Source organism: Pseudomonas sp. IT-P12 (assembly GCF_949767465.1).
Lineage (GTDB): Bacteria > Pseudomonadota > Gammaproteobacteria > Pseudomonadales > Pseudomonadaceae > Aquipseudomonas.
Map to the genome: position 1 here is coordinate 1,058,762 of NZ_CATKPY010000021.1, position 26,263 is coordinate 1,085,024.

28 protein-coding genes are annotated in these 26,263 nt (G+C 61.3%); 11 read left to right on the top strand and 17 right to left on the bottom strand.

Features of this window, described 5'->3' with window-relative positions:
* Positions 1-62: 62 nt before the first annotated feature.
* Genes purC through dapA form a run of 4 tightly spaced genes read right to left on the bottom strand, consistent with a single transcriptional unit; the run spans position 63 to position 3,579 of the window.
* Positions 63-776: a phosphoribosylaminoimidazolesuccinocarboxamide synthase gene (gene purC / locus ACM6IM_RS13865; protein ID WP_110966859.1), complete on the bottom strand. Its 714-nt coding sequence runs from the start codon at positions 774-776 to the stop codon at positions 63-65.
* A 28-nt stretch (positions 777-804) separates the two neighbouring features.
* Positions 805-1,563, bottom strand: coding sequence for an MBL fold metallo-hydrolase (locus tag ACM6IM_RS13870; protein ID WP_192302323.1), 759 nt, complete (start codon positions 1,561-1,563; stop codon positions 805-807).
* Positions 1,564-1,567: 4 nt separating this feature from the next.
* Positions 1,568-2,683: an outer membrane protein assembly factor BamC gene (gene bamC / locus ACM6IM_RS13875; RefSeq protein ID WP_414865414.1), complete on the bottom strand. Its 1,116-nt coding sequence runs from the start codon at positions 2,681-2,683 to the stop codon at positions 1,568-1,570.
* A 17-nt stretch (positions 2,684-2,700) separates the two neighbouring features.
* Complete coding sequence (gene dapA, locus ACM6IM_RS13880; protein WP_192302325.1) at positions 2,701-3,579, bottom strand: 4-hydroxy-tetrahydrodipicolinate synthase; 879 nt, start codon at positions 3,577-3,579, stop codon at positions 2,701-2,703.
* A 326-nt stretch (positions 3,580-3,905) separates the two neighbouring features.
* On the opposite strand from dapA, the gene ACM6IM_RS13885 reads away from it, so the two are divergent.
* Positions 3,906-4,466 (top strand): glycine cleavage system protein R, encoded by a 561-nt coding sequence (locus tag ACM6IM_RS13885; RefSeq protein ID WP_056856013.1) that lies wholly within the window; start codon positions 3,906-3,908, stop codon positions 4,464-4,466.
* Positions 4,467-4,476: 10 nt separating this feature from the next.
* Entirely contained in the window at positions 4,477-4,950 is a 474-nt protein-coding gene (locus ACM6IM_RS13890) for a peroxiredoxin (RefSeq protein ID WP_414865415.1), read from the top strand.
* A 72-nt stretch (positions 4,951-5,022) separates the two neighbouring features.
* On the opposite strand, the gene ACM6IM_RS13895 is transcribed toward ACM6IM_RS13890, so the two are convergent.
* Both ACM6IM_RS13895 and ACM6IM_RS13900 read right to left on the bottom strand, forming a co-directional pair.
* Complete coding sequence (locus tag ACM6IM_RS13895; protein ID WP_192302327.1) at positions 5,023-6,093, bottom strand: AI-2E family transporter; 1,071 nt, start codon at positions 6,091-6,093, stop codon at positions 5,023-5,025.
* A gap of 31 nt (positions 6,094-6,124) precedes the next feature.
* The gene (locus ACM6IM_RS13900; protein WP_192302328.1) at positions 6,125-6,364 is read right to left on the bottom strand and encodes a sulfurtransferase TusA family protein; all 240 of its coding nucleotides are present in this window, start codon (positions 6,362-6,364) and stop codon (positions 6,125-6,127) included.
* Positions 6,365-6,462: 98 nt separating this feature from the next.
* Here ACM6IM_RS13900 and ACM6IM_RS13905 point away from each other — a divergent pair, with 98 nt between their 5' ends.
* Complete coding sequence (locus ACM6IM_RS13905; RefSeq protein ID WP_192302329.1) at positions 6,463-7,896, top strand: M48 family metalloprotease; 1,434 nt, start codon at positions 6,463-6,465, stop codon at positions 7,894-7,896.
* Positions 7,897-7,972: 76 nt separating this feature from the next.
* On the opposite strand, the gene ACM6IM_RS13910 is transcribed toward ACM6IM_RS13905, so the two are convergent.
* The 4 genes from ACM6IM_RS13910 to rpoE all read right to left on the bottom strand — a co-directional run bounded on the left by ACM6IM_RS13910 (position 7,973) and on the right by rpoE (position 11,744).
* Positions 7,973-9,397 (bottom strand): DegQ family serine endoprotease, encoded by a 1,425-nt coding sequence (locus ACM6IM_RS13910; RefSeq protein ID WP_192302330.1) that lies wholly within the window; start codon positions 9,395-9,397, stop codon positions 7,973-7,975.
* A gap of 181 nt (positions 9,398-9,578) precedes the next feature.
* Complete coding sequence (locus tag ACM6IM_RS13915) at positions 9,579-10,535, bottom strand: MucB/RseB C-terminal domain-containing protein (protein WP_414865416.1); 957 nt, start codon at positions 10,533-10,535, stop codon at positions 9,579-9,581.
* Between the two features lie 8 nt (positions 10,536-10,543).
* A complete protein-coding gene (locus ACM6IM_RS13920; protein WP_192302332.1) occupies positions 10,544-11,131 on the bottom strand; it encodes a sigma-E factor negative regulatory protein in 588 nt (195 codons plus the stop codon).
* A gap of 31 nt (positions 11,132-11,162) precedes the next feature.
* The gene (gene rpoE / locus ACM6IM_RS13925) at positions 11,163-11,744 is read right to left on the bottom strand and encodes an RNA polymerase sigma factor RpoE (protein WP_003172477.1); all 582 of its coding nucleotides are present in this window, start codon (positions 11,742-11,744) and stop codon (positions 11,163-11,165) included.
* 557 nt (positions 11,745-12,301) lie between these two features.
* On the opposite strand from rpoE, the gene nadB reads away from it, so the two are divergent.
* A complete protein-coding gene (gene nadB / locus ACM6IM_RS13930; RefSeq protein WP_201196153.1) occupies positions 12,302-13,918 on the top strand; it encodes an L-aspartate oxidase in 1,617 nt (538 codons plus the stop codon).
* On the opposite strand, the gene ACM6IM_RS13935 is transcribed toward nadB, so the two are convergent.
* Positions 13,887-14,339, bottom strand: coding sequence for a protein YgfX (locus ACM6IM_RS13935; RefSeq protein ID WP_201196155.1), 453 nt, complete (start codon positions 14,337-14,339; stop codon positions 13,887-13,889). The genes nadB and ACM6IM_RS13935 overlap by 32 nt on opposite strands.
* Positions 14,323-14,577 (bottom strand): succinate dehydrogenase assembly factor 2, encoded by a 255-nt coding sequence (locus ACM6IM_RS13940; RefSeq protein ID WP_007898624.1) that lies wholly within the window; start codon positions 14,575-14,577, stop codon positions 14,323-14,325. Before ACM6IM_RS13940 ends, ACM6IM_RS13935 begins: the two co-directional genes overlap by 17 nt.
* Before the next feature lie 149 nt (positions 14,578-14,726).
* Here ACM6IM_RS13940 and ACM6IM_RS13945 point away from each other — a divergent pair, with 149 nt between their 5' ends.
* Together ACM6IM_RS13945 and ACM6IM_RS13950 are read left to right on the top strand one after the other, a co-directional pair.
* Positions 14,727-15,668 carry a YgfZ/GcvT domain-containing protein gene (locus ACM6IM_RS13945; RefSeq protein WP_414865417.1) on the top strand — a complete coding sequence of 314 codons (942 nt, stop codon included), beginning with the start codon at positions 14,727-14,729 and terminating at the stop codon, positions 15,666-15,668.
* Between the two features lie 34 nt (positions 15,669-15,702).
* Positions 15,703-16,524, top strand: a complete 822-nt coding sequence (locus tag ACM6IM_RS13950) for an HDOD domain-containing protein (RefSeq protein WP_192302336.1) — start codon at positions 15,703-15,705, stop codon at positions 16,522-16,524.
* Here ACM6IM_RS13950 and ACM6IM_RS13955 read toward each other — a convergent pair.
* Together ACM6IM_RS13955 and ACM6IM_RS13960 are read right to left on the bottom strand one after the other, a co-directional pair.
* Positions 16,518-17,930, bottom strand: a complete 1,413-nt coding sequence (locus ACM6IM_RS13955; protein WP_414865418.1) for a sensor histidine kinase — start codon at positions 17,928-17,930, stop codon at positions 16,518-16,520. The two genes, ACM6IM_RS13950 and ACM6IM_RS13955, sit on opposite strands and share 7 nt — an antisense overlap.
* Positions 17,923-18,594 (bottom strand): response regulator, encoded by a 672-nt coding sequence (locus ACM6IM_RS13960; RefSeq protein WP_192302338.1) that lies wholly within the window; start codon positions 18,592-18,594, stop codon positions 17,923-17,925. Before ACM6IM_RS13960 ends, ACM6IM_RS13955 begins: the two co-directional genes overlap by 8 nt.
* Positions 18,595-19,014: 420 nt before the next feature.
* On the opposite strand from ACM6IM_RS13960, the gene ACM6IM_RS13965 reads away from it, so the two are divergent.
* From ACM6IM_RS13965 to ACM6IM_RS13980, 4 genes are read left to right on the top strand one after another with little or no spacing between them, the layout of a single operon-like run.
* Entirely contained in the window at positions 19,015-19,992 is a 978-nt protein-coding gene (locus ACM6IM_RS13965) for a Bug family tripartite tricarboxylate transporter substrate binding protein (protein ID WP_414865419.1), read from the top strand.
* Positions 19,993-20,050: 58 nt separating this feature from the next.
* A complete protein-coding gene (locus tag ACM6IM_RS13970) occupies positions 20,051-20,509 on the top strand; it encodes a tripartite tricarboxylate transporter TctB family protein (RefSeq protein WP_201196161.1) in 459 nt (152 codons plus the stop codon).
* Between the two features lies 1 nt (position 20,510).
* A complete protein-coding gene (locus tag ACM6IM_RS13975) occupies positions 20,511-22,025 on the top strand; it encodes a tripartite tricarboxylate transporter permease (protein ID WP_192302341.1) in 1,515 nt (504 codons plus the stop codon).
* The gene (locus ACM6IM_RS13980) at positions 22,018-23,052 is read left to right on the top strand and encodes an AbrB family transcriptional regulator (protein WP_414865420.1); all 1,035 of its coding nucleotides are present in this window, start codon (positions 22,018-22,020) and stop codon (positions 23,050-23,052) included. The genes ACM6IM_RS13975 and ACM6IM_RS13980 overlap by 8 nt, the downstream gene beginning before the upstream one ends.
* A gap of 87 nt (positions 23,053-23,139) precedes the next feature.
* On the opposite strand, the gene ung is transcribed toward ACM6IM_RS13980, so the two are convergent.
* Entirely contained in the window at positions 23,140-23,832 is a 693-nt protein-coding gene (ung, locus tag ACM6IM_RS13985; RefSeq protein WP_192302343.1) for a uracil-DNA glycosylase, read from the bottom strand.
* 132 nt (positions 23,833-23,964) lie between these two features.
* Between ung and ACM6IM_RS13990 the strand changes: the two genes are divergently transcribed.
* Positions 23,965-25,077: an enoyl-CoA hydratase/isomerase family protein gene (locus ACM6IM_RS13990; protein WP_414865421.1), complete on the top strand. Its 1,113-nt coding sequence runs from the start codon at positions 23,965-23,967 to the stop codon at positions 25,075-25,077.
* A 54-nt stretch (positions 25,078-25,131) separates the two neighbouring features.
* Here ACM6IM_RS13990 and ACM6IM_RS13995 read toward each other — a convergent pair whose 3' ends face one another.
* Positions 25,132-25,605: a hypothetical protein gene (locus ACM6IM_RS13995; protein ID WP_414865422.1), complete on the bottom strand. Its 474-nt coding sequence runs from the start codon at positions 25,603-25,605 to the stop codon at positions 25,132-25,134.
* Positions 25,606-25,772: 167 nt separating this feature from the next.
* Positions 25,773-26,015 carry a hypothetical protein gene (locus ACM6IM_RS14000; protein WP_192302349.1) on the bottom strand — a complete coding sequence of 81 codons (243 nt, stop codon included), beginning with the start codon at positions 26,013-26,015 and terminating at the stop codon, positions 25,773-25,775.
* Between the last annotated feature and the right edge of the window lie 248 nt (positions 26,016-26,263).

Sequence of the window (26,263 nt, forward strand, 5' to 3'; positions counted from 1 at the left end):
ACTTTCGCCGGAAGCGAACCCCCTAAGCGAAATTTTTCCGTGCTATCAGATGCTTGCGTCGATTAAAGCGGTACGCCCAGACGGTTGGCGACTTCTTCGTAGGCTTCGATGACGTCACCGAGGCCCTGGCGGAAGCGGTCCTTGTCCATCTTCTTCTTGGTGTCCTTGTCCCAGAGGCGGCAGCCGTCCGGGCTGAACTCGTCGCCCAGGACGATGGAGCCGTCGCTGAACACGCCGAATTCAAGCTTGAAGTCGACCAGCAGCAGGCCGGCGTCGTCGAACAGTTTGCTCAGGATCTCGTTGACCTTGAGCGACAGTTCCTTCATGCGCGCCAGTTGCTCGGCGGTGCCCCAGCCAAAGGCCACGACGTGGGATTCGTTGATGAACGGGTCGCCCTTGGCGTCGTCCTTCAGGAACAGTTCGAAGGTGTAGGGGTTGAGCTTCATGCCCTCTTCGACGCCCAGGCGCTTGACCAGGCTGCCGGCCGCGTAGTTACGCACGACGCACTCGACCGGGATCATGTCGAGTTTTTTCACCAGGCATTCGTTGTCGCCCAGCAGCTTGTCGAACTGGGTCGGCACGCCGGCGGCTTCGAGTTTCTGCATGATGAAGGCGTTGAACTTGTTGTTCACCATGCCTTTGCGGTCGAGCTGTTCGATGCGCTTGCCGTCGAACGCCGAGGTGTCGTTGCGAAACAGCAGGATCAAACGGTCAGCGTCGTCGGTCTTGTAAACCGACTTGGCTTTGCCGCGGTAGAGTTCTTCACGTTTTTCCATGATGGGCTCCGCTTGCTAAGTAGGTGGGCTAGGCGATGTGTCGCCAGTCGAGCCCTGAATCTTGATCGGCCAGTTGCAGCCAGTCCGGGTCGCACCCAAGGGTGTCGACAAAACATTGCCGGGCAAGCTGCGGCAGGTTGTTCTTGCTGCTCAGATGGGCCAGGACCAGGTGTTGCAGGCCTTGCCAGCCCAACTCGGACACCAGGAATGCCGCCTGATGGTTGTTCAAATGTCCCAGTTCGCCGCCCACCCGCTGCTTGAGAAAGTACGGGTAGTGACCGCGAGCCAGCATGTCCCGGCAATGGTTGGCCTCGATCATCAACGCATCGAGGTCACGATAGCCGTCCAGCACCTTGTTGCAATACGACCCCAGGTCGGTCAGCAGGCCGAAGCGGCGCTCACCGTCGCTGAACACGTATTGCGTCGGTTCCTGTGCATCGTGTGCCACGGCAATGACGCCGATGTTCAGGTGACCGATCTGCAATTGCTCGCCATCTGCCAGGAAACCCGTAGGCTCGATGGGTTTGCGCATCCCGCGCAAGGTCCCGCGACTGAGGTAGACCGGCAGATTGTAGCGCCGAGACAGCAAACCCACGCCATGCACGTGGTCGGCATGTTCGTGGGTCACGAGTATCGCGCTCAGTTGCGCCGGGTTCACACCCAGGCGCAACAGGCGTTTTTCGGTTTCCCGCAGGGAGAAACCACAATCCACCAGCACATACGTATCAGCGCTGGCTATCAGCGTGCCGTTCCCTTGGCTACCGCTGCCGAGAACGGCAAAACGCATGTGATCAGCCCAGGTTGTCCTGAATCACGCTCAACACTTTGCGCGCCACGTCAGCCGGCGCCACGGTGTTGATGTTCTTCTCGACGGTGACCTCGACGTTTTCGCCGACCTTGCTCAGGCGAACCTGATAACGCTCGGCACGCGCTTCGATTTCTTCCTTGCTTGGGCCACTGCCAAACAGGCTGCTGAAGAAACCAGGCTTCTCGTCTTTCTTCTCGGCTTTTTCGGACAGGTTGATGTAGTACAGGCCCAGGCTGCGGTTGATGTCCTCGACACGCCATTCGCCCTGTTCAAGCGCACGGCCGACGCTCGACCAGGCACGGTCCAGGTCGTTGCCGACGTTGAGTACCGGGTTGCCGCTGCCGTCTTCGGTCAGGCTGACACGGCTCGGGGTATCGAAATCACGCGAAGCCAACATGGATACCGAACCGCCCTTCTCCGAGATGCGGCTCATGCTTGCCAGCATGTCGTCGACCAGTGCCGCGTCCAGGCCGGTGTTGACCGAACGGTTGGTGAACGCCACGTCGGCGGTGCTGCCGGCAGGACGCTCGGCGCTCACGACGTAGACTTCACTGGTGTTGCGCTGCACGCCCGGCTCGATACGCACCCGCACGCGGGTTTCGCTGTCGCTGCCGACACCGGCGGCGCTCAGGCGCTTGGCCATGGCGGCTGACAGTTCATCGGCATGCTGCCAGGTGGTGGTGAATTCACCGGTTTGCGGGCGCTGCTCATCCAGGCGGAAACCGTTGTCCTGGAAGAACTGCACGGCCACTGGCCAGACTTCGGCCGGCGGGTTCTGCGCCACGATCCAGCTCGCGTCGCCGGTTTTCTGCAACGAGTACGGCGTTACGTCGGCAGCAGCGGACAGCGGCTGTGGACGCGGCACGATGTATTCGCCCTTGGCGGTGTCGTCAGCCACGTTACGCGGGATCGGCAACAGCGGATCCAGGCGCTTGGAGGTGGTGACGTCCGGTGGCAATTGCATCGGGGCAGTCTGTTGCGCTTCCAGGTAATCGCTACCACGGTCACGGAAATAACCTTCCGGGCCCCAGATCCACCCACAGCCACTGGTGCTGGAGATAATCAAGGCAAGTGCGGAAAGTCCGGCCAATCGCTTCATGCGTAGTGCTTCCTCAATTAAACCAGGACGCCGGACTGGCGCATGGCCTGCCGCAGCGGTTCGTGACAGGCCGCACTGAGCCAGGTGAGCGGCAGACGGATACCGTCCGGCATCAGGCCCATCTCATGCAGCGCCCATTTCACGGGGATAGGGTTGGATTCGATAAACAGGGTTTTATTGAGCGGCATCAGCTTTTCATGGATCGCCCGGGCCGTGACGGCGTCGCCTTTGAGGGCGGCGTTGCACAGGTCGGCCATGTCGCGCGGGGCGACGTTGGCGGTCACCGAAATGTTGCCCTTGCCGCCCAGCAGGATCAGTTCCACGGCCGTGGCATCGTCACCGGAGAGCACGATGAAGTCCTTGCTCACGCCTGCGAGGATGGCTTTGGCGCGGTCCAGGTCGCCAGTGGCTTCCTTGATGCCAATGATGTTCTTGACGGTCGACAGGCGGATCACGGTGTCGGCCTGCATGTCGCACGCGGTACGGCCAGGCACGTTGTAGAGGATCTGCGGGATATCGACGGCTTCGGCAACGGCCTTGAAGTGCTGGTACAGGCCTTCTTGCGTCGGCTTGTTGTAATACGGAGTCACCAGCAGGCAGGCATCGGCGCCGGCGGTCTTCGCATTGGTGGTCAGCTCGATGGCTTCGCGAGTCGAGTTGGCACCGGTCCCGGCGATCACCGGAATGCGCCCTGCGACCTGCTTGACCACGTAACGAATCACTTCGATGTGTTCGTTGACGTCCAGCGTCGCCGATTCACCTGTCGTGCCGACCGCCACGATGGCGTGGGTGCCGTTTTGCAGGTGAAAGTCCACCAGTTTGCTCAGGCTGTCCCAGTCGAGACGACCCTGTGCATCCATGGGTGTGACCAGTGCCACCATACTGCCCGCAATCATGCAACCGCTCCTGCCGGAAAAAGAGAGCCGTAATGGTACTGGCGCCAAGATGCTTGCACAAGCGAAGTACTGCGCTGCCGCCATTCCCCTTGGCGCTGCTTTTCGCTACCCTTCAGACTTTGATTGGTACTGACAAGCTCCCACGCCGGGTTGCAACCTCCATTTTCGGCTTCACGAGCCCCTATCCAGCGTTGCCAGCCCCCGCTCCCGCCATACCGGAGCACGTTGCAACCTTCGGGCTCGGTTTTTCGAATTTGCCTTCACAGGCTCGCCCCGGTCAAAAAGCCCGTAGAAGTACCGACCGCTCATCGCTTTAGGAATGCTGCATGTCCACCCCCACAGTTCGCGAACAATTCCTTGTCATCAGTGCCCTTGGCGCCAACCCCATGGAGCTGACGAATGTCCTGTGCCGCGCCAGCCATGAAAACCGCTGCGCCGTGGTCACCTCTCGCCTGACCCGTCATGGCGAGTGCAGTGCGCTGGTCCTTGAAGTTTCCGGTAGCTGGGACGCCCTGGCGCGCCTGGAAGGCAGCCTTCCCGTGCTGGCCAAACGGCACGCCTTCACCGTCAACGTGGTGCGCAGTGCCGCCCTGGAAAACCGCCCGCAGGCGTTGCCGTACGTCGCCTATGTGAGCTCGGCCTATCGCTCGGACATCATCAACGAGCTGTGCCAGTTCTTCATGGACCACAACGTCGAGCTGGAAAACCTGACCTGTGACACCTACCAGGCACCGCAAACCGGCGGCACCATGCTCAATGCCACCTTTACCGTGACCTTGCCGGCCGGCGTGCAGATCAGCTGGCTGCGCGATCAGTTCCTGGATTTCGCCGATGCGCTGAACCTGGATGCCCTGATCGAACCGTGGCGCCCACAAAACCCAATGTAAGGAAGCTTTCATGGCCGTCTCCATCGACCAACCGGTTGCCGACTTCGAAGCCCCCGCCACCGGCGGGCAGACCATCAGCCTCGCCAGCCTCAAGGGCAAGCAGGTGGTGATCTATTTCTACCCGAAGGACAGCACGCCGGGGTGCACGACCCAGGGCCAGGGCTTTCGCGATCAGCTCGAGGCCTTCAAGGCCGCGAACACCGAGGTGTTCGGTGTGTCCCGCGACAGCCTCAAATCCCATGAAAACTTCAAGGCCAAGCAGGGCTTCACCTTCGACCTGATCAGCGACAAGGAAGAAGCGCTGTGCCAGCTGTTTGATGTGATCAAGTTGAAGAAGCTGTATGGCAAGGAATACCTGGGAGTGGATCGCAGCACCTTCCTGATCGACAAGAACGGTGTACTGCGCCAGGAGTGGCGTGGCGTGAAGGTGCCGGGGCATGTGGATGCCGTTCTGGCGGCAGCTCAGGCCTTGAACAAGGCGTAATGCTTCTGGCGTCCGGGCAGATGCGAGCGTGCCCGCTCCCACAGGGGAGCGGGCACGCTTGCGATAGGGCCCTCAGAGCAGCGGCGCCACCACCGGCTCCTTGCGCGGCCAGGCATCCAGCACGGCCTTGAACAGGGTCGCCAGGGGAATCGCGAAGAACACGCCCCAGAATCCCCACAACCCGCCAAACAGCAACACCGCACAGATGATCGCCACCGGGTGCAGGTTGACCGCTTCAGAAAACAACAGCGGCACCAGTACGTTGCCGTCCAGCGTCTGAATGATCCCGTAGACCGCCATCAGGTAGATGAACTGATCGCTCCAGCCCCACTGGAACAAGGCGATCAGCAGCACCGGCACGGTCACCACCACGGCCCCGACGTAGGGCACGACCACCGATATGCCGACCAGCAGCGCCAGCAGCGCCGCGTAGTTGAGTCCCAGGATGACGAAGCCGATGTAGGTGACGCCGCCACAGATGAGGATCTCGATGACCTTGCCGCGAATGTAGTTGGCAATCTGCCGGTTCATGACATGCGCCACACGGGTGATCAGGGTCCGCTCGCGAGGCAGGTAACCGCGAACCCAGTGACCGATCATTTCCCGGTCCTTGAGAAAGAAGAACACCAGGATCGGCACCAGCACCAGATAGATCATGATGTTGACCAGCAACGGCAGGCTCGACAACGAGAACGTCAGCGCCCACTGGCCGAATTTGCCGATCTCGCCACGTGCGGCCTCGATGGCCTGCAGCACCTGTTCGTCGGACACCAGGTGCGGATAACGCTCGGGCAGCAGCAACAGCAGCGACTGCCACTTGGCAAGCATACCGGGCAATTCGTTGAACAGCGTGATCAGTTGATGCCAGAGCAACGGCACCACGACCACGATGAACACCAGCAACACACCCATGAACAGGGCGAACACCAACCCCACGGCCACCCCGCCCGGAACACGCAGGCGCTCCAGCGTGACCACCAGGCCTTGCATCAGGTACGCCAGCACCATCCCTGCCAGCACCGGCGCCAGCATGCCACCCAGGGTCAGGACGGCGGTGAACGCCAGAAACAACAGGACCGCCAGGACCACCGCTTCCTCATCGGAGAAATAACGCTGGATCCAGTCGCGCAACACTTTGAACATCAGTCATCCTTAGAAACGAACGCAGCGGTTTTCAGGCCTTTTTCAGCCAGTAACGGTAGACACCGGCTTCCTCTTCCTCACGCAGCAGCGTGTGACCGGCCAATCGGGCGAAGGTGCGGAAATCGCGCTGTGAACCGGCATCGGTGGCGATGACCTTGAGCACTGCGCCACGGCTCATGCGGTTGAGTTCAAGCTTGGCCTTGAGCAGCGGCAACGGACAATTCAGGCCACTGGCGTCCAGTTCGGCGTCGTGGGCTACAGCGTCGGTCATTGCGTTACTCCGGGTCAGGTGATCGAGCGGCTTAGAATATCTGGTCCGAAGCCTACTGTCCGGCTACAGTAAGGTCTTTGTCGATTAAGGCTTTGTGCATGACTTTTTTGCGCCCTACCCTGCTGACGCTCGCTTGCCTGCTCGCCTCACCGGGCTTCGCCGACGACCTGCCGTCACTCGGTGACGCCAGTTCTGCCATTGTCTCGCCACAACAGGAATACCAATTGGGTCGCGCCTGGCTCGCATTGCTGCGCAGCCAGGTTTCCCAGCTCAACGATCCGCAGCTCAAGGACTACGTCGAATCCAGCGTCTACCGTCTGGTGGAAACCAGCCAGGTCAATGACCGGCGCCTGGAGTTCATCCTGATCAACAGTCCGCAACTCAACGCCTTTGCGGCGCCGGGCGGGATCGTCGGGGTCAACGGTGGTCTGTTCCTGAACGCGCAGACTGAAGGCGAATACGCCTCGGTCCTCGCCCACGAACTGGCTCACCTGTCGCAACGCCACTTCGCCCGCGGCGTCGAAGCCCAGCAACGCATGCAAGTGCCGATGATGGCGGCGTTGCTGGCCGGGATCGTGATTGCCGCGGCCGGCGCCGGCGATGCCGGGATCGCCGCCATCGCCGGCACACAGGCCGCCGCGATTCAGGAGCAGCGACGCTTTTCGCGCCAGAACGAGCAGGAGGCCGACCGCATCGGCATCCTGAACCTGGAAAAGGCCGGTTACGATCCACGTTCGATGCCGACCATGTTCGAGCGATTGGCCCGCCAGTACCGCTTCGACGCCAAGCCACCGGAATTCCTGCTGACTCACCCGGTGACCGAATCGCGTATTGCCGACACCCGTAACCGCGCCGAGCAAGCCAGGCCGGGCGGCATCGAAGACAGCATGCGTTATCAGCTGATTCGCGCACGCGTCCAACTGATCTACGAGGAAACCCCTGGCCTGGGCGCCAAACGCTTTCGCGCTCAGCTGGATGAAAACCCGAAAAACGATGTGGCCCGCTATGGCCTGGCAATTGCGCAGATCAAGGGTGGCCAGCTCAACGAAGCGCGGGAAAACCTCAAGCAGCTGCTGGCCAAGTCGCCCAACGAGATCATCTACAACCTCGCGCAGATCGACCTGGACATCACCAGCAATCGACTGCCGGACGCCCAGACACGGGTTGACCGCCTGCTCACCCAATACCCGGGCAACTACCCGCTGAACCAGGTGCGTGTCGATCTGTTGCTCAAGCAAAACCGTGCCGCCGACGCCGAGAAAGCCCTGGAAAACCTGCTGAAAAGCCGCCCGGATGACCCGGACGTCTGGTACATGGTGGCGGAAACCCGCGGCCTGTCCGGCAACATCATCGGCCTGCATCAGGCCCGCGCCGAGTATTTCGCACTGGTTGGCGACTACCGCCAGGCCATCCAGCAGCTGGACTTCGCCAAGCGCAAGGCCGGCAGCAACTTCCCACTGTCGTCGCGTATCGACGCGCGCCAGCGGGAATTGATGGAACAGGAGCGCATGATCAAGGACATGATGGGTTGATCGACGCTCCCGCCAAAATACAGGTATAAAAAAACCGCCTCTTTCGAGGCGGTTTTTCATTCGACCAGCAATCGGATTATTCAGCCAGCTTGAAGGTGATGAAGCTGGCGCGATTCTGACGCAAGACCCGCATCGAAACCGAACGGTTCTTCGGCAGCGCCTTGGCGATGTCGGTGAACTCCTTGGCGGAGCCAATCGCCTGGTTGTTCAGGTGAGTGATGACGTCGCCAGGCTGCAAGCCAATCAGGGAGGCAGGACCGTCCTGAACTTCCTTGATCACCACGCCGCCTTTGAGGTCGTAGGTCTTTTTCTGTTCGTCGGTCAGCTCGGCCACCGACACACCCAGGCGATTGCTGCTGCGCTCGGTGTTGGATTTGGCCAGGGTAGCCTGCTCATCGCCTTCATCCGGGATAGCGCCGACCGTCAGCTCGACGTTCTTGCGCTGGCCTTCGCGGATCACCTCCAGCTTGGCCTTGGAACCGGCCTTCAACGCACCGACCAGATGCGGCAGATCCGCCGACATGACGATCGGTTGACCGTTCATGCTCAGGATCACATCGCCGACCTGCAAACCGCCCTTGGCCGCCGGACCGTCATCCTGGATCTGTGCCACCAGCGCACCCGCCGGCTTGTCGAGACCGAACGACTCGGCCAGGTCCTTGTTCACTTCCTGGATGACCACGCCCAACCAGCCACGGCTGACCTTGCCACCGCTTTTCAGTTGGTTGGAAACATCCATGGCCACGTCGATCGGGATCGCGAACGATACGCCCATGAAGCCACCGGAACGGGTGTAGATCTGCGAGTTGATCCCCACCACTTCACCCGACAGGTTGAACAGCGGACCACCGGAGTTGCCCGGGTTGATCGGCACGTCGGTCTGGATGAACGGCACGTAGTTTTCGTTCGGCAGGCTGCGCCCCACCGCGCTGACGATACCTTGGGTCACGGTATGGTCGAAACCGAAGGGCGAACCGATGGCTACGACCCATTGGCCGGCCTTCAGGTCCTGGGATTTGCCCAGCTTCAGGACGGGCAGATCCTTGCCTTCGATTTTCAGCAAGGCCACGTCGGAACGTGGATCGGTGCCGATCAGCTTGGCTTTCATCTCACTGCGGTCGGCGAGACGAACGAGAATTTCGTCGGCATCGGCGATCACATGGTTGTTGGTGAGGATGTAGCCGTCGGACGAGATGATGAAACCCGATCCCAGGGATTGGGCTTCGCGCTGGCGACCGCCGCGCGGCGAGCGCTGTTGAGGCATGCCCCGCTCGAAGAACTCGCGCAGCATCGGCGGCAAGCCTTCGAGATCCGGCATCTGCTCGCTGACTCGACGATCAGGCAGTTTCTGCGTGGTACTGATGTTGACGACGGCAGGCGAGGCCTGCTCGACCAGTTGCGTGAAGTCAGGCAGCTCGACGGCTTGAGCTGCAACTGCCTGACCGAGCACCAGTACCGTGGCAAATATGGAGAGATAAGATTTCAAGCGTGGTATCGACATACGGCTCCCGTTAAGACGAGCATGGTTAAGCGATATGGATCAAGGAACACCGGGAACGATACGCCGGTATTTTTGTTCCGGGAACAACAAACAAGGCCAGAGCCGAGGGGCTCTGACCTATAAGAAAATTCAGGGGTATTTGCAAACTGAAATGCTCACGAAACATTTCGCCATGGGCTCACTACTGGGTTGCAGTGGCATTGGTGCGCATGGACAACGCAATCCGTTCAGCAGTACCTACAGGAATTTCACCGACAACGGTGACCATCATGTCGCCTTCCGGCGTAGTCAGGCGCCGGGAGACCGCGACGGTCGGACCGAGCTGGGTACGGGCATCGGTGACAGGTGCACCGTTCAACGGCTCCAGGAACACCGAGAAACGCGCCAGACCATCGTCGTACATGAGGCTGCTGACCTGAATCTTGGTCTGCGGGTCCTTGTGCGATGTGCTGCTGGTCAGTTCGAAACCTGCTGGCAGCCAGTCCGAGCGCCAGTTCTGAGCGGCCTTGACGGCTGACGGCTTGTCGCTGTCGAGCGAGACGGCCTTGCAATCCGGGCCCGCCTGCAACTCATTGTCGGACGGTACGCCAGAGGTATCGAGCTGCGTGAACTGGAAACGCTCCAGCAACTGCCCCTTGTCATTGAGCAACAATGACTTGAGTGGCAAGCCGGTGTCTTTGTCCAGGTGCAGTTCAAAACCGTAGCGGTGTTGATCGCGAGGCTTGAGGGAAACGATGACGGCCGGACGCCCGGCCACGCGCGACTTGCCAATGATGGCAATGTCATACCAGTTTTTCAGCTTTTGAGGATCGAGTGCACGCGCCGCGGAGTTGGGAGAATCCCCAAGCCCCGCAATCAGGATGCCGCTGACGCATTGAGTATGCCCGTCAATGCGCACGACTTCCTGGGCAGAGCCATCGAGCTGGAGGATACGCTCGCGGACCTTGCCATCCTGGACGCGGTGCCAGATGTTGTGGGTAGAAAAACTACCGTTGCGCTCGTAAACGAAAGTACCGTGAAAGCTTTGCTGTTGCTCGGCCTGGCCAAGACGGGTCAACCAATCCTGGGCTTCATCGGCGTGGGCTGGAACAATGAACCAGCCACCGAGCAGAAGCGAAAGTAGAGGTATGGCGCGCATGATCCTCCTTAACGGTTTTCCAGGCTTGCCGCACGAGCGTAAGGAAGCGCGCTCTCAGTTCCTTTCATTGCAGCCTGTTGAGCATGTTGGCGCAAGTAACCTGGCAAACGCTGATCGTGCCAGCCTGGTTGACCTTGCAATACGCCGTTGGCCATTGGGCCAGTGGCTTCCGAACTCTCACTATAGCCTGCCAATACGGCTGGACCTTTGACCTGAGGAACGGTCAGACCCGGCTGAGTGGATTGCTGGGCCAGTTCGACACCGGCGATTTCGTCCTGGTTGTACAGGCGAACACCGGCCAGTACGGCAACGGTGACCGACGCTGCAACCGCCAGTCGACCCAGGCTGCGCCATGGACCACGAGAAGCTTTTGCCGGTACGGCTTCGTCAGCCAGCGCAGCGGAAACTGCCGCGGCGATATCCAGGCGTGGAAGCAGCAGATCCTTGTGCATCGCTGCCCGAGCGATCTGATAACGAGCCCAGGTTTCACGGGTTTCAACATCGTCGATGGCATTCAATACCCGACGCAATTCCAATTCGTCCGCTTCGTTATCCATCACTGCGGACAGCGATTCCTGCAGGGCTTCACGACTCATGGCGTTCCTCTCTTGGCTATCGCCGCTGTCTTTAGTTTTCCTGCAACAACGGCTGCAGGGCTTTATCGATGGCCTCCCGAGCGCGGAAGATCCGGGAGCGCACGGTACCCACCGGACATTGCATGACGCTCGCAATATCCTCGTAACTCAGACCATCGAATTCACGTAAAGTTAACGCCGTACGCAAATCTTCTGGCAGTTGCTGAATGGTCCGATGGACGGTGCCTTCGATCTCATCCCGCAGCAAAGCCCGTTCTGGCGACTCGAGATCCTTGAGGCCATGATCGCCATCGTAGAACTCTGCATCTTCGGAACTGACATCGCTATCCGGCGGCCGGCGGCCGCGTGAAACCAGGTAGTTCTTCGCCGTGTTGATGGCGATGCGGTAAAGCCACGTGTAAAACGCGCTGTCTCCGCGAAAATTTCCAAGTGCACGGTACGCCTTGATAAAGGCTTCCTGTGCCACATCCTGGGCTTCATGGGTGTCGTGCACGAAACGCACGATCAACCCGAGAATTTTGTGCTGGTATTTCAGCACTAGCAGATCAAAAGCTCGCTTGTCGCCGCGCTGAACGCGTTCGACCAGCTGCTGATCCTCTTCCTGGGTTAGCATGAACTCTCCTCGATAAGCTCGGAGGAAGCTTGCATAACTAAACGACCAGACTTGCAAACATAGACTCGGGCTTTTCGCAAAAGTTCTCCCCTCCAAGCAAGTTTCCTGCGGGCACCGTTTTGGCACGCACGAAAAGCGCAGCTCGGGATGACCCCGGCTGCGCGAATTATCTTGTCATCGGCTTCGACAGTCAGGATCGAGATGCAATCCTGCACTGGCACCGACGCTGTCCCTTGATTCAGGCAACGGTCTATTGATCTTGGGCCTTTGGCAAAAGTTCCAAATATTTGTAACAGTGCAACGCTGACATTGTGCGACCTTGAATGGAAAAAATCTGTTAAATCCACGATACAGTCGCTTTGTCGCCTAACCGGCCGAAAAAACATCCGACGAAGTGTCAGCTCCATCCTGTCACTGTAGTTTCACAATGCCATAACTGCCCGGCTATTGTGCCGATCCCCCCCTCTATATACTAGTGGGCTGTGTGGTCGCCCGACTCGCCGTTGTACACGTCCGGTGCCACCCCCGACCCGGGTCGTTTTGAGCGGAATCCTGAAATGAGCCAACAGTTTCAACACGATGTTCTGGTCATTGGCAGCGGTGCTGCCGGTTTGAGCCTTGCGCTGACCTTGCCCGATCATTTGCGCATTGCCGTATTGAGCAAAGGCGACCTCGCCAATGGCTCGACCTTCTGGGCCCAGGGCGGCGTCGCCGCTGTTCTGGATGACACCGACACCGTCGAATCCCATGTCGATGACACGCTCAACGCAGGCGGCGGCCTGTGCCACGAAGACGCCGTGCGCTTTACCGTCGAGCACAGCAAGGAGGCGATTCAGTGGCTGATCGACCAGGGTGTCCCCTTTACCCGCGATGAACAATCCGGCACCGAGGACGGCGGTTTCGAGTTTCACCTGACCCGCGAAGGCGGCCACAGCCACCGGCGCATCATTCACGCGGCCGACGCCACGGGGGCGGCGATTTTCAGAACGCTGCTCGACAAAGCCAGGCAACGGCCGAACATCGAACTGCTCGAACAGCGGGTCGCGGTCGACCTGATCACCGAAAAACGCCTGGGCCTTGAGGGTGATCGCTGCCTTGGTGCCTACGTACTGAATCGTGGCACCGGCGAAGTCGACACCTACGGGGCGCGTTTCGTGATTCTTGCCTCCGGGGGCGCGGCCAAGGTCTACCTCTATACCAGCAACCCCGACGGTGCCTGTGGCGATGGCATCGCCATGGCCTGGCGTTCGGGCTGCCGGGTGGCGAACCTGGAATTCAACCAGTTCCACCCGACCTGCCTGTATCACCCGCAGGCCAAGAGCTTCCTGGTCACCGAAGCCCTGCGCGGCGAAGGCGCGCACCTTAAGTTGCCCAACGGCGAACGCTTCATGCAGCGTTTCGACCCACGTGCCGAACTGGCACCACGGGACATCGTCGCCCGGGCGATCGACCATGAAATGAAGCGGCTGGGCATCGATTGTGTCTACCTGGACATCAGCCACAAGCCGGAAGCGTTCATCAAGTCGCACTTCCCGACCGTGTACGAACGCTGCCTCGAGTTCTCCATCGACATCACCCGGCAGCCGATCCCGGTGGTTCCCGCAGCGCACTACACCTGCGGCGGCGTGATGGTCGACCAGCAAGGGCGCACCGACGTGCCCGGGCTGTATGCGATTGGCGAAACCAGTTTCACCGGTCTGCACGGCGCCAACCGCATGGCCAGCAACTCCCTGCTGGAGTGCTTCGTCTATGCGCGTTCGGCAGCGACGGACATTCTTGAACAACTGCCGCAGGTGTCAATGCCCGTCGCCCTGCCCGTCTGGGACGCCAGCCAGGTGACCGATTCGGATGAGGACGTGATCATCGCGCACAACTGGGATGAGCTGCGGCGGTTCATGTGGGACTACGTCGGCATCGTGCGCACCAACAAGCGCCTGCAGCGGGCCCAGCATCGCGTGCAACTGTTGCTGGATGAGATCGACGAGTTCTACAGCAACTACAAGGTCAGTCGAGACCTGATCGAACTGCGTAACCTGGCCCAGGTCGCCGAGTTGATGATCCAGTCAGCCATGGAACGCAAGGAGAGTCGCGGCCTGCATTACACCCTCGACTACCCGGACATGCTGCCCGTGGCACTGGACACTATTCTGGTGCCGCCCACCTACGCCGGCTGAACCTGAGCCTGACCCGCAGGCGTCGGTGCACGTCCGGCGCCTGCGAGTCCCGTGGCACGCAAATCGCGCGGACTCGTCGCTCGCCGCGCAGACGAAAACGCAGCACCACGATCAACGGCAGGGCCAGGCTGTCCCGGCGCAATTGAACGGCCTGCCAGCCGTGCGCCTGATTCCAGACCTGCCAGCCATCCGCATCGCGACGCAAGCCGCGAAACGCCTGAGGGTGTGTCAGCAGGATCTGTCGTGGCAACACCCAGGCAGCCTGCGCCAGACAACACACGGCGGCCGGCAGACTGACCCAGAACGGTATGGCAAGAAGGCACAGCGCACCCAGCGCGAACAGCTGGGCCAGCAGATACGCCGCCAGCAACTGCCGTGAGGCATGCCAGCGGCATTCGAAGGCATTATTTGGGCTGGACACGATCCAGGATCATGCGAACCATGCGCTGCAGCTCCGGATCTTCGGATTCGGCGCGCTCCATGAACCAGCCGAACATGTCCTGATCCTCGCATTCGAGCAAACGGACATAGCAGGCACGATCAACCTCGTTGAGATGCGGGTAAACCTCTTTCACGAACGGCACCAGCAGCACGTCAAGCTCGAGCATGCCGCGGCGGCTGTGCCAGTAGAGGCGATTCAGTTCAACATCTTCGACCATGGAGCCCTCCTCAAATAGGCGGCAAGTATACAGCCCCGGACTGCGTCGAACAGTCGGCTTTGGTCGGTCACTACCGACCTTTTGCGAACTACCCATTTCATGGGCGCCCCCTTATGATGTCCCCCAGACTTTTCACCCTGCGATATCCCATGGCCGATTCTGCTTTTTTCTGCACCCTCTCTCACGAAGGCGTTCTCGCGGTCCGCGGCGTGGATGCCGCCAAATACCTGCAAGGCCAGCTGACCTGCAACCTCAATTACCTCAGCGACACCCGGGCCAGCCTGGGCGCGCGCTGCACGCAGAAAGGCCGAATGCAATCGAGCTTCCGCATCCTGCTGCAAGGGGATGGCGTGCTCATGGCCATGGCCAGCGAACTGCTGGAACCGCAATTGGCGGACCTGAAGAAGTACGCGGTGTTCTCCAAGTCCAAGCTGACCGATGAAAGCGCCGCCTGGGTACGCTTCGGTCTAGAGAAGGGTGATGCCGCTCTGCTCAGCCTGGGCCTTGAACTGCCGGCCGAAACCGACAGCGTCGTGCGCAATGACCCATTGATTGCCGTGCGAGTGTCGCCGGACCGCGCCGAACTCTGGGTGCCCGCCGATCAGGCTGACGCCGTCAAAGGCAAGCTGTCCGCCCTGTTGGCCGAGGGCGACCTGAACCAATGGCTGCTGGGCCAGGTCCGAGCAGGGATCGGCCAGGTCATGGCGGGCACCCGCGAACTGTTCATTCCGCAGATGCTCAACCTGCAGGCCGTCGGTGGCGTGAGTTTCAAGAAGGGTTGCTACACCGGCCAGGAAATCGTCGCGCGCATGCAGTACCTGGGCAAACTCAAGCGTCGCCTGTATCGCCTGAGCCTTTCGGGCGATCAGCTACCGGAGCCTGGAACCCCCCTGTTTTCGGCGACCCACGCCAGTTCCATCGGTGAAGTCGTGATGGCCGCGCACACCGGGCACAACGTTGAATTGCTGGCCGTGCTGCAAGCTGAAGCAGCGCAAAGCGGTGATGTCCACCTGGGCACACTCGAAGGGCCGGCCCTGCAGTTGCTCGACCTGCCCTACGAGCTGGACCGCGATCGAGAAATCCAGCACTGACGGCAGCATTTGTCGCAACACCTAGAGAAAAGAAATGAGTGAGCTGGCGGATAAGATCCAACAGGATTTGGTTGAGGCCATCGATAACGATGACCTGGTTCTGCCAACGTTGCCGGAAGTGGCCATGCAAATTCGCAAGGCCGCTGAAGACCCGGAAATCAGTGTCAGTAACCTGAGCAAGGTGATCGGCCGTGATACCGCGCTGTCCGCGCGATTGATCAAGGTGGTCAACAGCCCGCTCCTGCGCGCGACCCAGGAAGTCACTGACTTGCACACGGCCATTACTCGCCTGGGTGTCAATTACAGCAGTAACCTGGCGATTGGCCTGGTCATGGAACAGATTTTCCACGCACGCTCCGAGGTGGTGGAAAAAAAGATGCGCGATGTCTGGCGCAAGAGCCTGGAGATCGCCGGGGTCAGCTACGCGTTGTGCCGCAGCTACACGCAACTCAAGCCGGACCAGGCGGCGCTCGGCGGGCTGGTGCACCAGATCGGCGTGCTGCCGATCCTGACCTACGCCGAAGACCACTATGAGCTGCTGTCGGATCCGGTCAGCCTGAACCACGTGATCGACCACATTCATCCGGTGCTGGGCGAAAAACTGCTGCAGGTCTGGGAGTTTCCGGAAATGCTGGTACAGGTTCCGCGGCTGTACCTGGACTTCAAGCGTGAGTCCGCACACGTGGATTACATCGACCTGGTGCAGGTCGCCAGCCTGTATTGCTACAAGGACACCGACCACCCCATTGCCCGGATCGACCCGTTCAACGTGCCAGCCTTCAAACGACTGGGGATTGACCCGGAAAACAAGGCAATGTGCAGCGATCTCGAAGAGTCGCGGTCGATGTTCTACTGACAGACCGCATCGCCCCATCGCGAGCCGGCAATAAAACTCACCCGCACCTTCAATCCCGCCTGTTCGCCATCATGCAGGCTGATCTGCGCCAGGTGCGCACGGCAGATCTCCCCAACAATTGCCAGGCCCAAGCCGGAGCCGGCGACTTGCTGGTTGCGCCGGTAAAAGCGTTCGAATACACGGTCGCGCTCTTCCAGCGGGATCCCCGGCCCATCGTCCTCGACCTCCAGCACCGCCGGCGCCGAGACCCGCAGGATGACATTGCCACCGGGTGGCGTGTGAGCCAGCGCGTTATCCACCAGGTTGCTCAAGAGCTCGTTCAACAGCGTCGGCTCGCCGCGCAGCCATACCGGCTCGTCCGCTTCCAGCGCCAGGGCAACGCCACGGGCATGGGCCAGCGGCGCCATGGCCATGCCCAGTTCACGGGCCAACTGGCTCAGGTCCAGCAACTGCGCGCCACCTTCGGCGATCGCCCGGGCACCGTTCTCGACCCGCGCCAGCGACAGCAACTGGTTGGCCAGGTGAGTCAGGCGGTCTGTGCCCTGTGCAGCGGTGTCCAGGGTGTTGCGCCAGGTCTCGGGCTCGTTCGAACGCAGGCCCAGCTCCAGCCGTGCCTTGAGCGCCGCCAAAGGCGTGCGCAGTTCATGGGCCGCATCGGCGATGAACTGCGCCTGGCGCTCGAACTGTCCGCGCAGACGCTCGGTAAAGTGATTGAGCGCCCGCACCAGCGGCCACAGTTCATGCTGCACTTCCACCAACGGCAGCGGCCGCAGGTCGTCGGGCTGCCGCTCCTCGACCGCCGTGCGCAAACGTTCCAGCGGACGCAATGCGGCACTGACAGCGAACCACACCATCAGCAACGCACCGATCGCCAGCATCCCCAGGCGCAACAGGGTGTCGGCGGCCAGGCTGCGGGCCATGCTGACGCGCGCTTCATCGGTTTCCGCAACGCGGATTTCCGCCATGCCGTTCATGTTCGGCTCGCTGACGGGCTTGAGCAGGCTGACCACCCGCACGTTCTGGCCCTGGTACGTGGCGTTGTAGAACCGCGCCAGCGCCGGATAGTCGTCGGTGCGCGGCGTGCCTGGCGGTGGTGGCGGCAGGTTCTCGTAACCGGAAATCAGCTTCTGGTCGATGTCGTTGACCAGGTAGAAAATCCGCCCGGCGCTGTCATAGGCAAACGTATCGAGGGCCACGTAAGGCACGTCGGCGCTGAGGCTGCCATCGCGTGACGATACGCCGGCGGCGATGGTTCGGGCGGACGCCAGCAAGGTCCGGTCGTAGGCCGTGTCGGCAGCTTCACGCCCGTTCCAGTAGGCGCTCAAACCACTGGCCAGCATCAGCACCACCAGCAACAGCGCGAGGTTCCACAGCAACCGCCAGCGCAGACTGCTGGGCTTATGCATCGCGGCTTTCCAGCAGGTAGCCGAGCCCGCGGAACGTCACGATGGCCACCGGGTGCCCGTCGAGCTTCTTGCGCAGGCGATGGACGTAGATCTCGATGGCGTCAGGGCTGGCTTCCTCGTCCAGGCCAAAGACCTGGGAAGCGAGTTGCTCCTTGCTCATCACCCGGCCGGGGCGGGCGATCAGCGCTTCGAGCACCGCCTGTTCGCGGGAGGTCAGGGTGAGCAGTTCGTCGTTGAGGGTGAAACGTCGGGTGTCCAGATCGTAAGCCAGCACGCCGCAGGTCTGCTGGCGTTCGCCACCGAGCACGCTGCGGCGCAACAACGCCTTGACCCGGGCCTCCAGTTCGGTGAGTTCGAACGGCTTGGCCAGGTAGTCGTCAGCGCCAAGGTTCAGGCCATGGACGCGGTCCTTGACGTCGCTGCGGGCGGTCAGCATCAGCACCGGCAGGTTCTTGCCACGGGTTCGCAGGCGCGCCAGCACTTCGAAACCATCCATGCGCGGCAAGCCGACGTCGAGGATCGCCATGGCGTACTCCTCGCTGCTCAAGGCCAGGTCGGCGGCCACGCCGTCATGCAGCACATCCACGGTCAGGCCGGTGCTCTTGAGTGCCTGGGCGACACTTTCGGCGAGCTGCAGATGGTCCTCGACGAGCAGAACACGCATGGATTTTTTCCTCGTTCAGGGATGGTCGACGCCATTGTTTGGCGCGGAGTTTACCGCTGCATCCGTCGCTGTGAAGCCTGAAAATCGTGAAAACCCACGCAAAAGGTTGCTGAAGGTTTGTTGAAAGGTTAGCGAAAGGTTCGCTGGTTAGAGTCAAGTTACGGAATGTTTCAACCTGCCCATTCCAACCGTTGCACCTGCGTTGAATGTAGCGCCCGAAAAACGCCACGAAGCGTTTTCGCCAATAAGAACAATAACCGAGGTACTGCGCCATGCTGTCCACACAGCCCCAGGCTTGTCCGCCGCTCCCTTCTCTCCCGTTCGATTCGATGACGCGTGTCAGCGCCGTTTGCGGCTGCGCAACGCGAAACCGTCGCACCTGAAACATCCCCAAAAACAACAACTCCCGTGGAGAAAACCATGAACCGATCACTGCGCCGTTTCGCCCTCGCCGCCAGCTGCATGCTGTTTGCCGGCCAACTGATGGCCGAACCGAAACGCCCGGAATGCATTGCCCCGGCTTCGCCCGGCGGCGGTTTCGACCTGACCTGCAAACTGGCGCAAAGCGCGCTGGTCAATGAAAAACTGCTGACCAAACCGATGCGCGTGACCTACATGCCCGGTGGTGTCGGTGCCGTGGCGTACAACGCGGTGGTCGCCCAGCGGCCGGCCGATGCCGGGACGCTGGTGGCATGGTCCAGCGGCTCGCTGCTGAACCTGGCCCAGGGCAAGTTCGGCCGCTTCGATGAGAATGCCGTGCGCTGGCTGGCAGCCGTCGGCACCAGCTACGGCGCCATCGCCGTCAAAAGCGATTCGCCGTACAAGACCCTGGACGACCTGGTCAAGGCACTGAAGAAAGACCCAAGCTCCGTGGTCATCGGTTCCGGCGGCACCGTCGGCAGCCAGGACTGGATGCAGACCGCGCTGATCGCCAAGGCCGCCGGGATCAACCCGCGCGACCTGCGTTATGTCGCCCTCGAAGGCGGCGGCGAAATCGCCACGGCACTGCTTGGCGGCCACATCCAGGTCGGCAGCACCGACATCTCCGACTCCATGCCGCATATCCAGAGTGGTGACATGCGCCTGCTGGCGGTGTTCTCCGAAAAACGCCTGGACGAGCCGGAAATGAAAGACATCCCGACCGCCAAGGAACAGGGCTATGACATTGTCTGGCCGGTGGTTCGCGGCTTCTACCTCGGGCCGAAGGTCAGCGATGAAGATTACGCCTGGTGGAAAGAGGCGTTCGACAAGCTGCTGGTTTCCGACGAGTTCGCCAAGCTGCGCGATCAGCGCGAGCTGTTCCCGTTCGCCATGACCGGCCCGGAGCTGGACACCTACGTGAAGAAGCAGGTCGCGGACTACAAGGTGCTGGCCAAAGAGTTCGGCCTGATTCAGTGATCGTCTCTGTCTAGCGGCTGCGACTCCGCCTGGCGGGGTCGCGGCACAGGAGTTTGCCATGCTCTTACAACGTATTTTTGCCTCGGTGTTGTTGCTGGCCTGTCTGGGCCTGGCACTGATGGCGTGGCCTTATCAGGCCGATTACTCCTATGAACCGGTGGGCCCAAGGGCTTTTCCCTTGCTGATGCTCGGGCTGATGGGGTGCGCGCTGCTGTACATGGTGTTCCGTCCGACGCCCATCGTGCACAGCGAGGACGACCCGCAGCTGGACCGTGAAACCCTGAACAAGATCGGCCTCTGCGTCGTGCTGCTGCTGATCTTCGCCGGGCTGTTCGAGCCCCTGGGTTTCATTCTCAGCAGCATGCTGATCGGCATCCCCATGGCACGCCTGTATGGCGGTCGCTGGCTGCCCAGCGTGGTGGTCACCACCCTGATGGCGGTGGGTCTCTACCTTTTGTTCGACAAGTTGATGGACGTGCCGCTGCCCCTGGGCCTGCTCGACGTTCTGGAGAACTGATATGGATACGCTTGGCTATTTGGGCCAGGGTTTCGGCGTCGCGCTGAGCCCTTACAACCTGGTGACGGCACTGTCCGGCACCCTGATCGGCACCGTCGTCGGCCTGTTGCCGGGCCTGGGCCCGATCAACGGCGTGGCGCTGCTGATCCCGATCGCCTTCGCCCTCGGACTGCCACCGGAGTCGGCGCTGATCCTGCTGGCGGCGGTTTACCTGGGGTGCGAGTACGGCGGCCGGATCAGCTCGATCCTGCTGAACATTCCTGGCGAAGCATCCACCGTGATGACCACGCTCGATGGCTACCCGATGGCCCGCAAAGGCCTGGCCGGTGTGGCGTTGTCGCTGTCGGCGTGGAGTTCGTTCATCGGCGCGTTCATTGCCACCTGCGGCATGGTGCTGTTCGCGCCGCTGCTGGCGAAATGGGCGATTGCCTTCGGCCCGGCGGAATACTTCGTCCTGATGGTGTTCGCGATTGTCTGCCTCGGCGGCATGGCCGGCGATCGTCCGCTGAAGACCTTCATCGCGGCGTTGATCGGCCTGTTCCTGTCGACCGTCGGCATTGATGCCAACAGCGGCGTGTACCGCTTTACCGGGGACAACATTCACCTGACCGACGGCATTCAATTCGTGGTGCTGGTGCTGGGCCTGTTCTCCATCAGCGAAATCCTTTTGCTGCTGGAAAAAACCCATCGCGGCCAGGAAGCGGTGAAAGCCACCGGCCGCATGATGTTCAACCTCAAGGAAGCATCGGCGGTGTTCGTGGTGAACATTCGCTGCGGCGTGTTCGGCTTCATCATGGGCGTGTTGCCGGGTGCAGGTGCGACCCTCGCCAGCGCCGTGGCCTACATGACCGAAAAGCGCATCGCCGGCGCCAAGGGCACCTTCGGCCAGGGCGACATGCGTGGCCTGGCTGCGCCGGAAACCGCCATCGGCGCTTCGGCGTGCGGCGCGCTGGTGCCAATGCTGACCCTGGGCGTTCCGGGTTCGGGCACCACAGCCGTGATGATCGGCGCCCTGTCGCTGTACAACATCACCCCCGGCCCACTGCTGTTCCAGCAGCAACCGGACATCGTCTGGGGCCTGATCGCCTCGTTGTTCATCGCCAACATCATGCTGGTGATCCTCAACATCCCGATGATCCGCATCTTCACCCGCATCCTTGCCGTGCCGAACTGGGCGCTGGTGCCCGTGATCGCGATCATCACCGGGATCGGTGTCTACGCGGTGCATGCCACCACCTTCGACCTGTTCCTGATGGTCGGTATCGGTATCTTCGGTTACATCCTGCGCAAGCTGGATTTCCCGCTGTCGCCGGTGTTGCTGGGGTTCATCCTCGGTGGCCTGATGGAGCAGAACCTGCGCCGCGCCCTGTCGATTTCCAACGGTGCGCTGGAAATCCTCTGGTCGAGCCCGATCACCCTGGGCGTCTGGGTACTGACCGTGTTCATGCTGTCGCTGCCGCTGCTGCGGATCTGGCGCAAACGTTCGCTCGCTCGTCGCGCGGTAGCCGATGTCTGATCGAACACCGTTCAACGCCTGGTGGGGGACGCCGCTGGTGGGCGCGCTGGGCGGTTACCTGGCCAGCCTGGTTGGCTGGCCGCTGCCCTGGATGGTCGGCTCTTTGCTGGCGATCATCCTGGTGCGCTGCCTGACGCCGTGGCAACTGGCGGAAATCCCTGGCGGCCGCAAGTGCGGCCAGTGGATTGTCGGCATCGGCATCGGCCTGCATTTCACCCCGGTGGTGATGGAGCAGGTGCTGAGCCACTTCGGCCTGATCTTCTTCGGTGCGTTGGTCACCAGCCTGTCGGCCGTGGTCGGCGTCTGGTTGATGCGACGCACCGGCGAGGATCGCGCCACCGCCTTTTTCTCCAGCATGCCAGGCGGCTCCGGCGAGATGGTCAACCTCGGCGCGCGCAATGGCGCGGTCCTCAGCCGCGTCGCGGCGGGGCAAAGCCTGCGGGTGCTGGTGGTGGTGCTGTGCGTGCCGGCCGCTTTCAAATACCTGCTGGGTGATGGCGCGCCGATCTTTCATCCGGCGGCCGTCGACTGGCGCTGGCTGGCCCTTCTGTTTCCGGCAGGTGCTCTGGCCGCCTGGCTGTGGGAACGTCTTCGTCAACCCAACCCATGGCTGTTCGGGCCTTTGCTGGTCAGTGCAGCGGTGAGCATTGCCTGGGACCTGCACATCAGTCTGCCCAACGGCGGCAGCCAGATGGGCCAATGGCTGATCGGCAGCGGCCTTGGCTGTCATTTCAACCGGCAGTTTTTCCGGCGCGCGCCTTCCTTCATGGGACGGACCCTGATGGGCACCGTGCTGACGATGTTGATCGCCACGGCGGCGGCATTGGGCTTGAGTGCGCTGACGCATCTGGATTTGCGTTCGCTGACCCTGGGCATGATGCCGGGCGGGATTGCGGAGATGAGCCTGACGGCGGAAACCCTGCAATTGTCGGTGCCGCTGGTGACGGCAATGCAGGTGATGCGGCTGCTGTTTGTGCTGTTTCTGGCCGAGCCGTTGTTCAAGTACTGGAATCGCAACCCGGACTGAAGGACGAATCATCCCTTTCGCGAGCAGGGTACGCTTGCTCCTTATGGAAGCGAGCCTGCTCGCGAAGGGGCCATCCCGGTCAACACCTCAGACCGGCGGCAACCGCCACTCGATCGGCGTCTCGCCATGCTGCTCCAGGAACTTGTTGGTCCGGCTGAAGTGCCCGCACCCCAGAAAGCCACGATAAGCCGACAGCGGCGACGGATGCACCGAGGTCAACACCAGGTGTTTGGTCGCATCGATCAGCTTCTGTTTGCTCTGGGCATGGGAGCCCCAGAGCATGAACACCAGGTGTGGCTGCTGCTGGCTGACCACTTCAATGATCCGGTCGGTGAAGAACTGCCAGCCCTTGTCCTTGTGCGCGTTGGCATTGGCACGCTCGACCGTCATGGTGGTGTTGAGCATCAATACGCCCTGGTCGGCCCAGCTTTGCAGGTAGCCGTGATTGGGAATGTCGATGTTCAGGTCGCGCTTCAACTCTTTATAGATGTTCACCAGCGACGGCGGCGCCGGCACGCCCGGCTGCACCGAGAAACACAGGCCATGGGCCTGGCCCGGACCGTGATAAGGATCCTGGCCGAGGATCACCACCTTGACCTTGTCCAGCGGCGTGGAATTGAGTGCGTTGAAAATCAGCGGGCCCGGTGGATAGATCTCCTTGCCGGCCGCACGCTCCTGTTGCAGGAAATTGCGCAACTCTGCCATGTAGGGCTGGTCGAACTCAGCACGCAGTGCCTCCTTCCAGCTCGGTTCGAGTTTGATACGGTCGTCAGCAGTCATGGTTACACCCGGCAAAAACAATGGGGCGAACCCTAGGAAAGCCCATCACACTTGTCAATTGATCTGACGCAGATCCGGCACTTTCCCACACAGCGATCATACTGAACGCTCAAATTCCCGATCGAGGTCACGATGAATCTGCACTTCGAAGAACTGATCGGCACCGACGGCGCCCGCATCGCAGTCGCCAGCCTGGACGCCGAAAAGTCCCTGAACGCCCTGTCCCTGCCGATGATCAACGCCCTGCGCGATCGGCTCGACGCCTGGGCCAAGGATCCACAGGTGGTCTGCGTGCTGTTGCGCGGCAACGGGGCCAAGGCCTTTTGCGCCGGCGGCGACGTGCGCAGCCTGGTGGAAGCGTGTCGCGCACACCCCGGCGAAGTGCCGCCATTGGTGGCGAACTTCTTCGCGGCGGAATACCGTCTGGACTTCTACCTGCACACCTACCCGAAACCGCTGATCTGTTGGGGCCATGGTTATGTGCTGGGCGGTGGCATGGGCCTGCTGCAGGGCGCCAGCATCCGCATTGTCACACCCAGCAGCCGCCTGGCGATGCCCGAGATCAGCATCGGTCTGTACCCGGACGTCGGCGCCAGCTGGTTCCTGTCGCGCCTGCCCGGCAAGCTCGGCCTGTTCCTCGGCCTGACCGGCGCGCACATGAATGGCCGGGATGCGCTCGATCTGGACTTGGCCGACCGCTTCCTGCTCGATGAACAGCAACAGGCCTTGATCGAAGGTTTGCTGCAATTGAACTGGCAGGAACAGACGCCGGTGCAACTCAACAGCCTGCTCAAGGCCTTGCAACAGGAAGCCCTCGCTCAGATGCCCGATGCCCAGTGGCTGCCACGACGCCAGCAGATCGACGAACTGCTGGATGTCAGCGACGTGCGTTGCGCCTGGCAGGCCATCAGCCAGCAGCGCGACAGCAGCGACCTGCTGCTCAGCCGCGCCGCCCGCACCCTGAGTGAAGGCTCGCCACTGACCGCGCATCTGGTATGGGAGCAAATCGTCCGCGCTCGCCACCTGTCTCTGGCGCAGGTGTTCCAGATGGAATACACCCTGAGCCTCAATTGCTGCCGTCACCCCGAGTTCAGTGAAGGCGTGCGGGCGCGCTTGATCGACAAGGATCAGCAGCCGCACTGGCATTGGTCGGACATCAACCACGTGCCGCAGGCGGTGGTCGAGGCGCACTTCCAGAAAGCCTGGGAGGGGCGGCATCCGTTGGCGGATCTGCAGGATCACTGAACGAACGTGGGAGCGCTTTTGCTCGCTCCCACTCGGTCAGGCGTTTCACTCAAATCAGCGTCGGCCACCGCGGCCATCATGGTCACCGCGACCATTGTGGTCGCCTCTTCCACCCCGGCCATCGCGACCGCCATGGCCTCCCCGGTAATCGTTGTTCCAGCCTCCACGGTTGCGACCATCCCAGCCGCTGCGGCTGTGGTTGTCCCAGCCGCGATTCTGATGGGCTCGGTAATCGCCCCGTGGCGATGGCTGGTAATAACGCGGCGCTGGTTGATAAACCCGCGGCTGGTAGTAGTAGCGCGGGGTGGGCTGGTAGTACCGGGCCGGTGGCGAGTAGTAGCGGCGTTGCGAGCTGTAGTAGCCGCCGTTTGAATAGTAGGCCCCGCCACCGGAATAGTACGGCGCCGGGGACGAATACATCTCGGAACTGTAATAGCTGCCCCCATCGGCGTAGGGCACGCACGCACCGATGGTCAAACCCGAGACAGCAATCAGAAGAATTCGACGTAGCTGCTTTAGACAGTGCATGGCGGCCTCCTGGACCGCGAGTGAGCCACACCAGCGACGCTGGCGAGCGACAGTCAATTATTAGGAGACTGTCGAAAGATCAGACATCGAATCCGAAATCTGGTGCGGTCTTGCAACAAGTTGAAACATCTCGCCGATGAAAGGTTTTTCATCCATTCATGCGCTGGTTAATGGTGCCCTCCCCGATATCCACCGCCGTAATAACGCGGCGCGTGCCCTCCCCAATAGTAGTAGCGATAACCACCGTAAAAGCGCGGACCGTAGTAATAGCGCGGGCCGTAGTAGTAGGAGTAAGGCGCGTAGCCCGGGGAGTAATAAGGCGAGGAATACACGTCGTACGAACCGGCATAGTAGTAGCAGCCGGACAGCCCGACACCGAGCACGACACCCAACAACAGTCGACGAAACATGGCGGCCTCCTGAAAAGACCTGCAGCCGATACAGGAACAGCTGACTCCTGTATTGACTGTTTTTTGATCAGCGAGTGCAAGGCCTGCGGCGACCTTCGGATCGGCGGCCGTCGATGCTGCATCCCGGTGCGTTCGTGCACCATCACGACGCAACCAACGCCGACCTGCGGCCTGCCCTTGCACATCGATCCCCAGCGCAGAGGGCCTGGAGCGACTTGGCACGTCTCTCGCTTTAACAACCTCGTGCA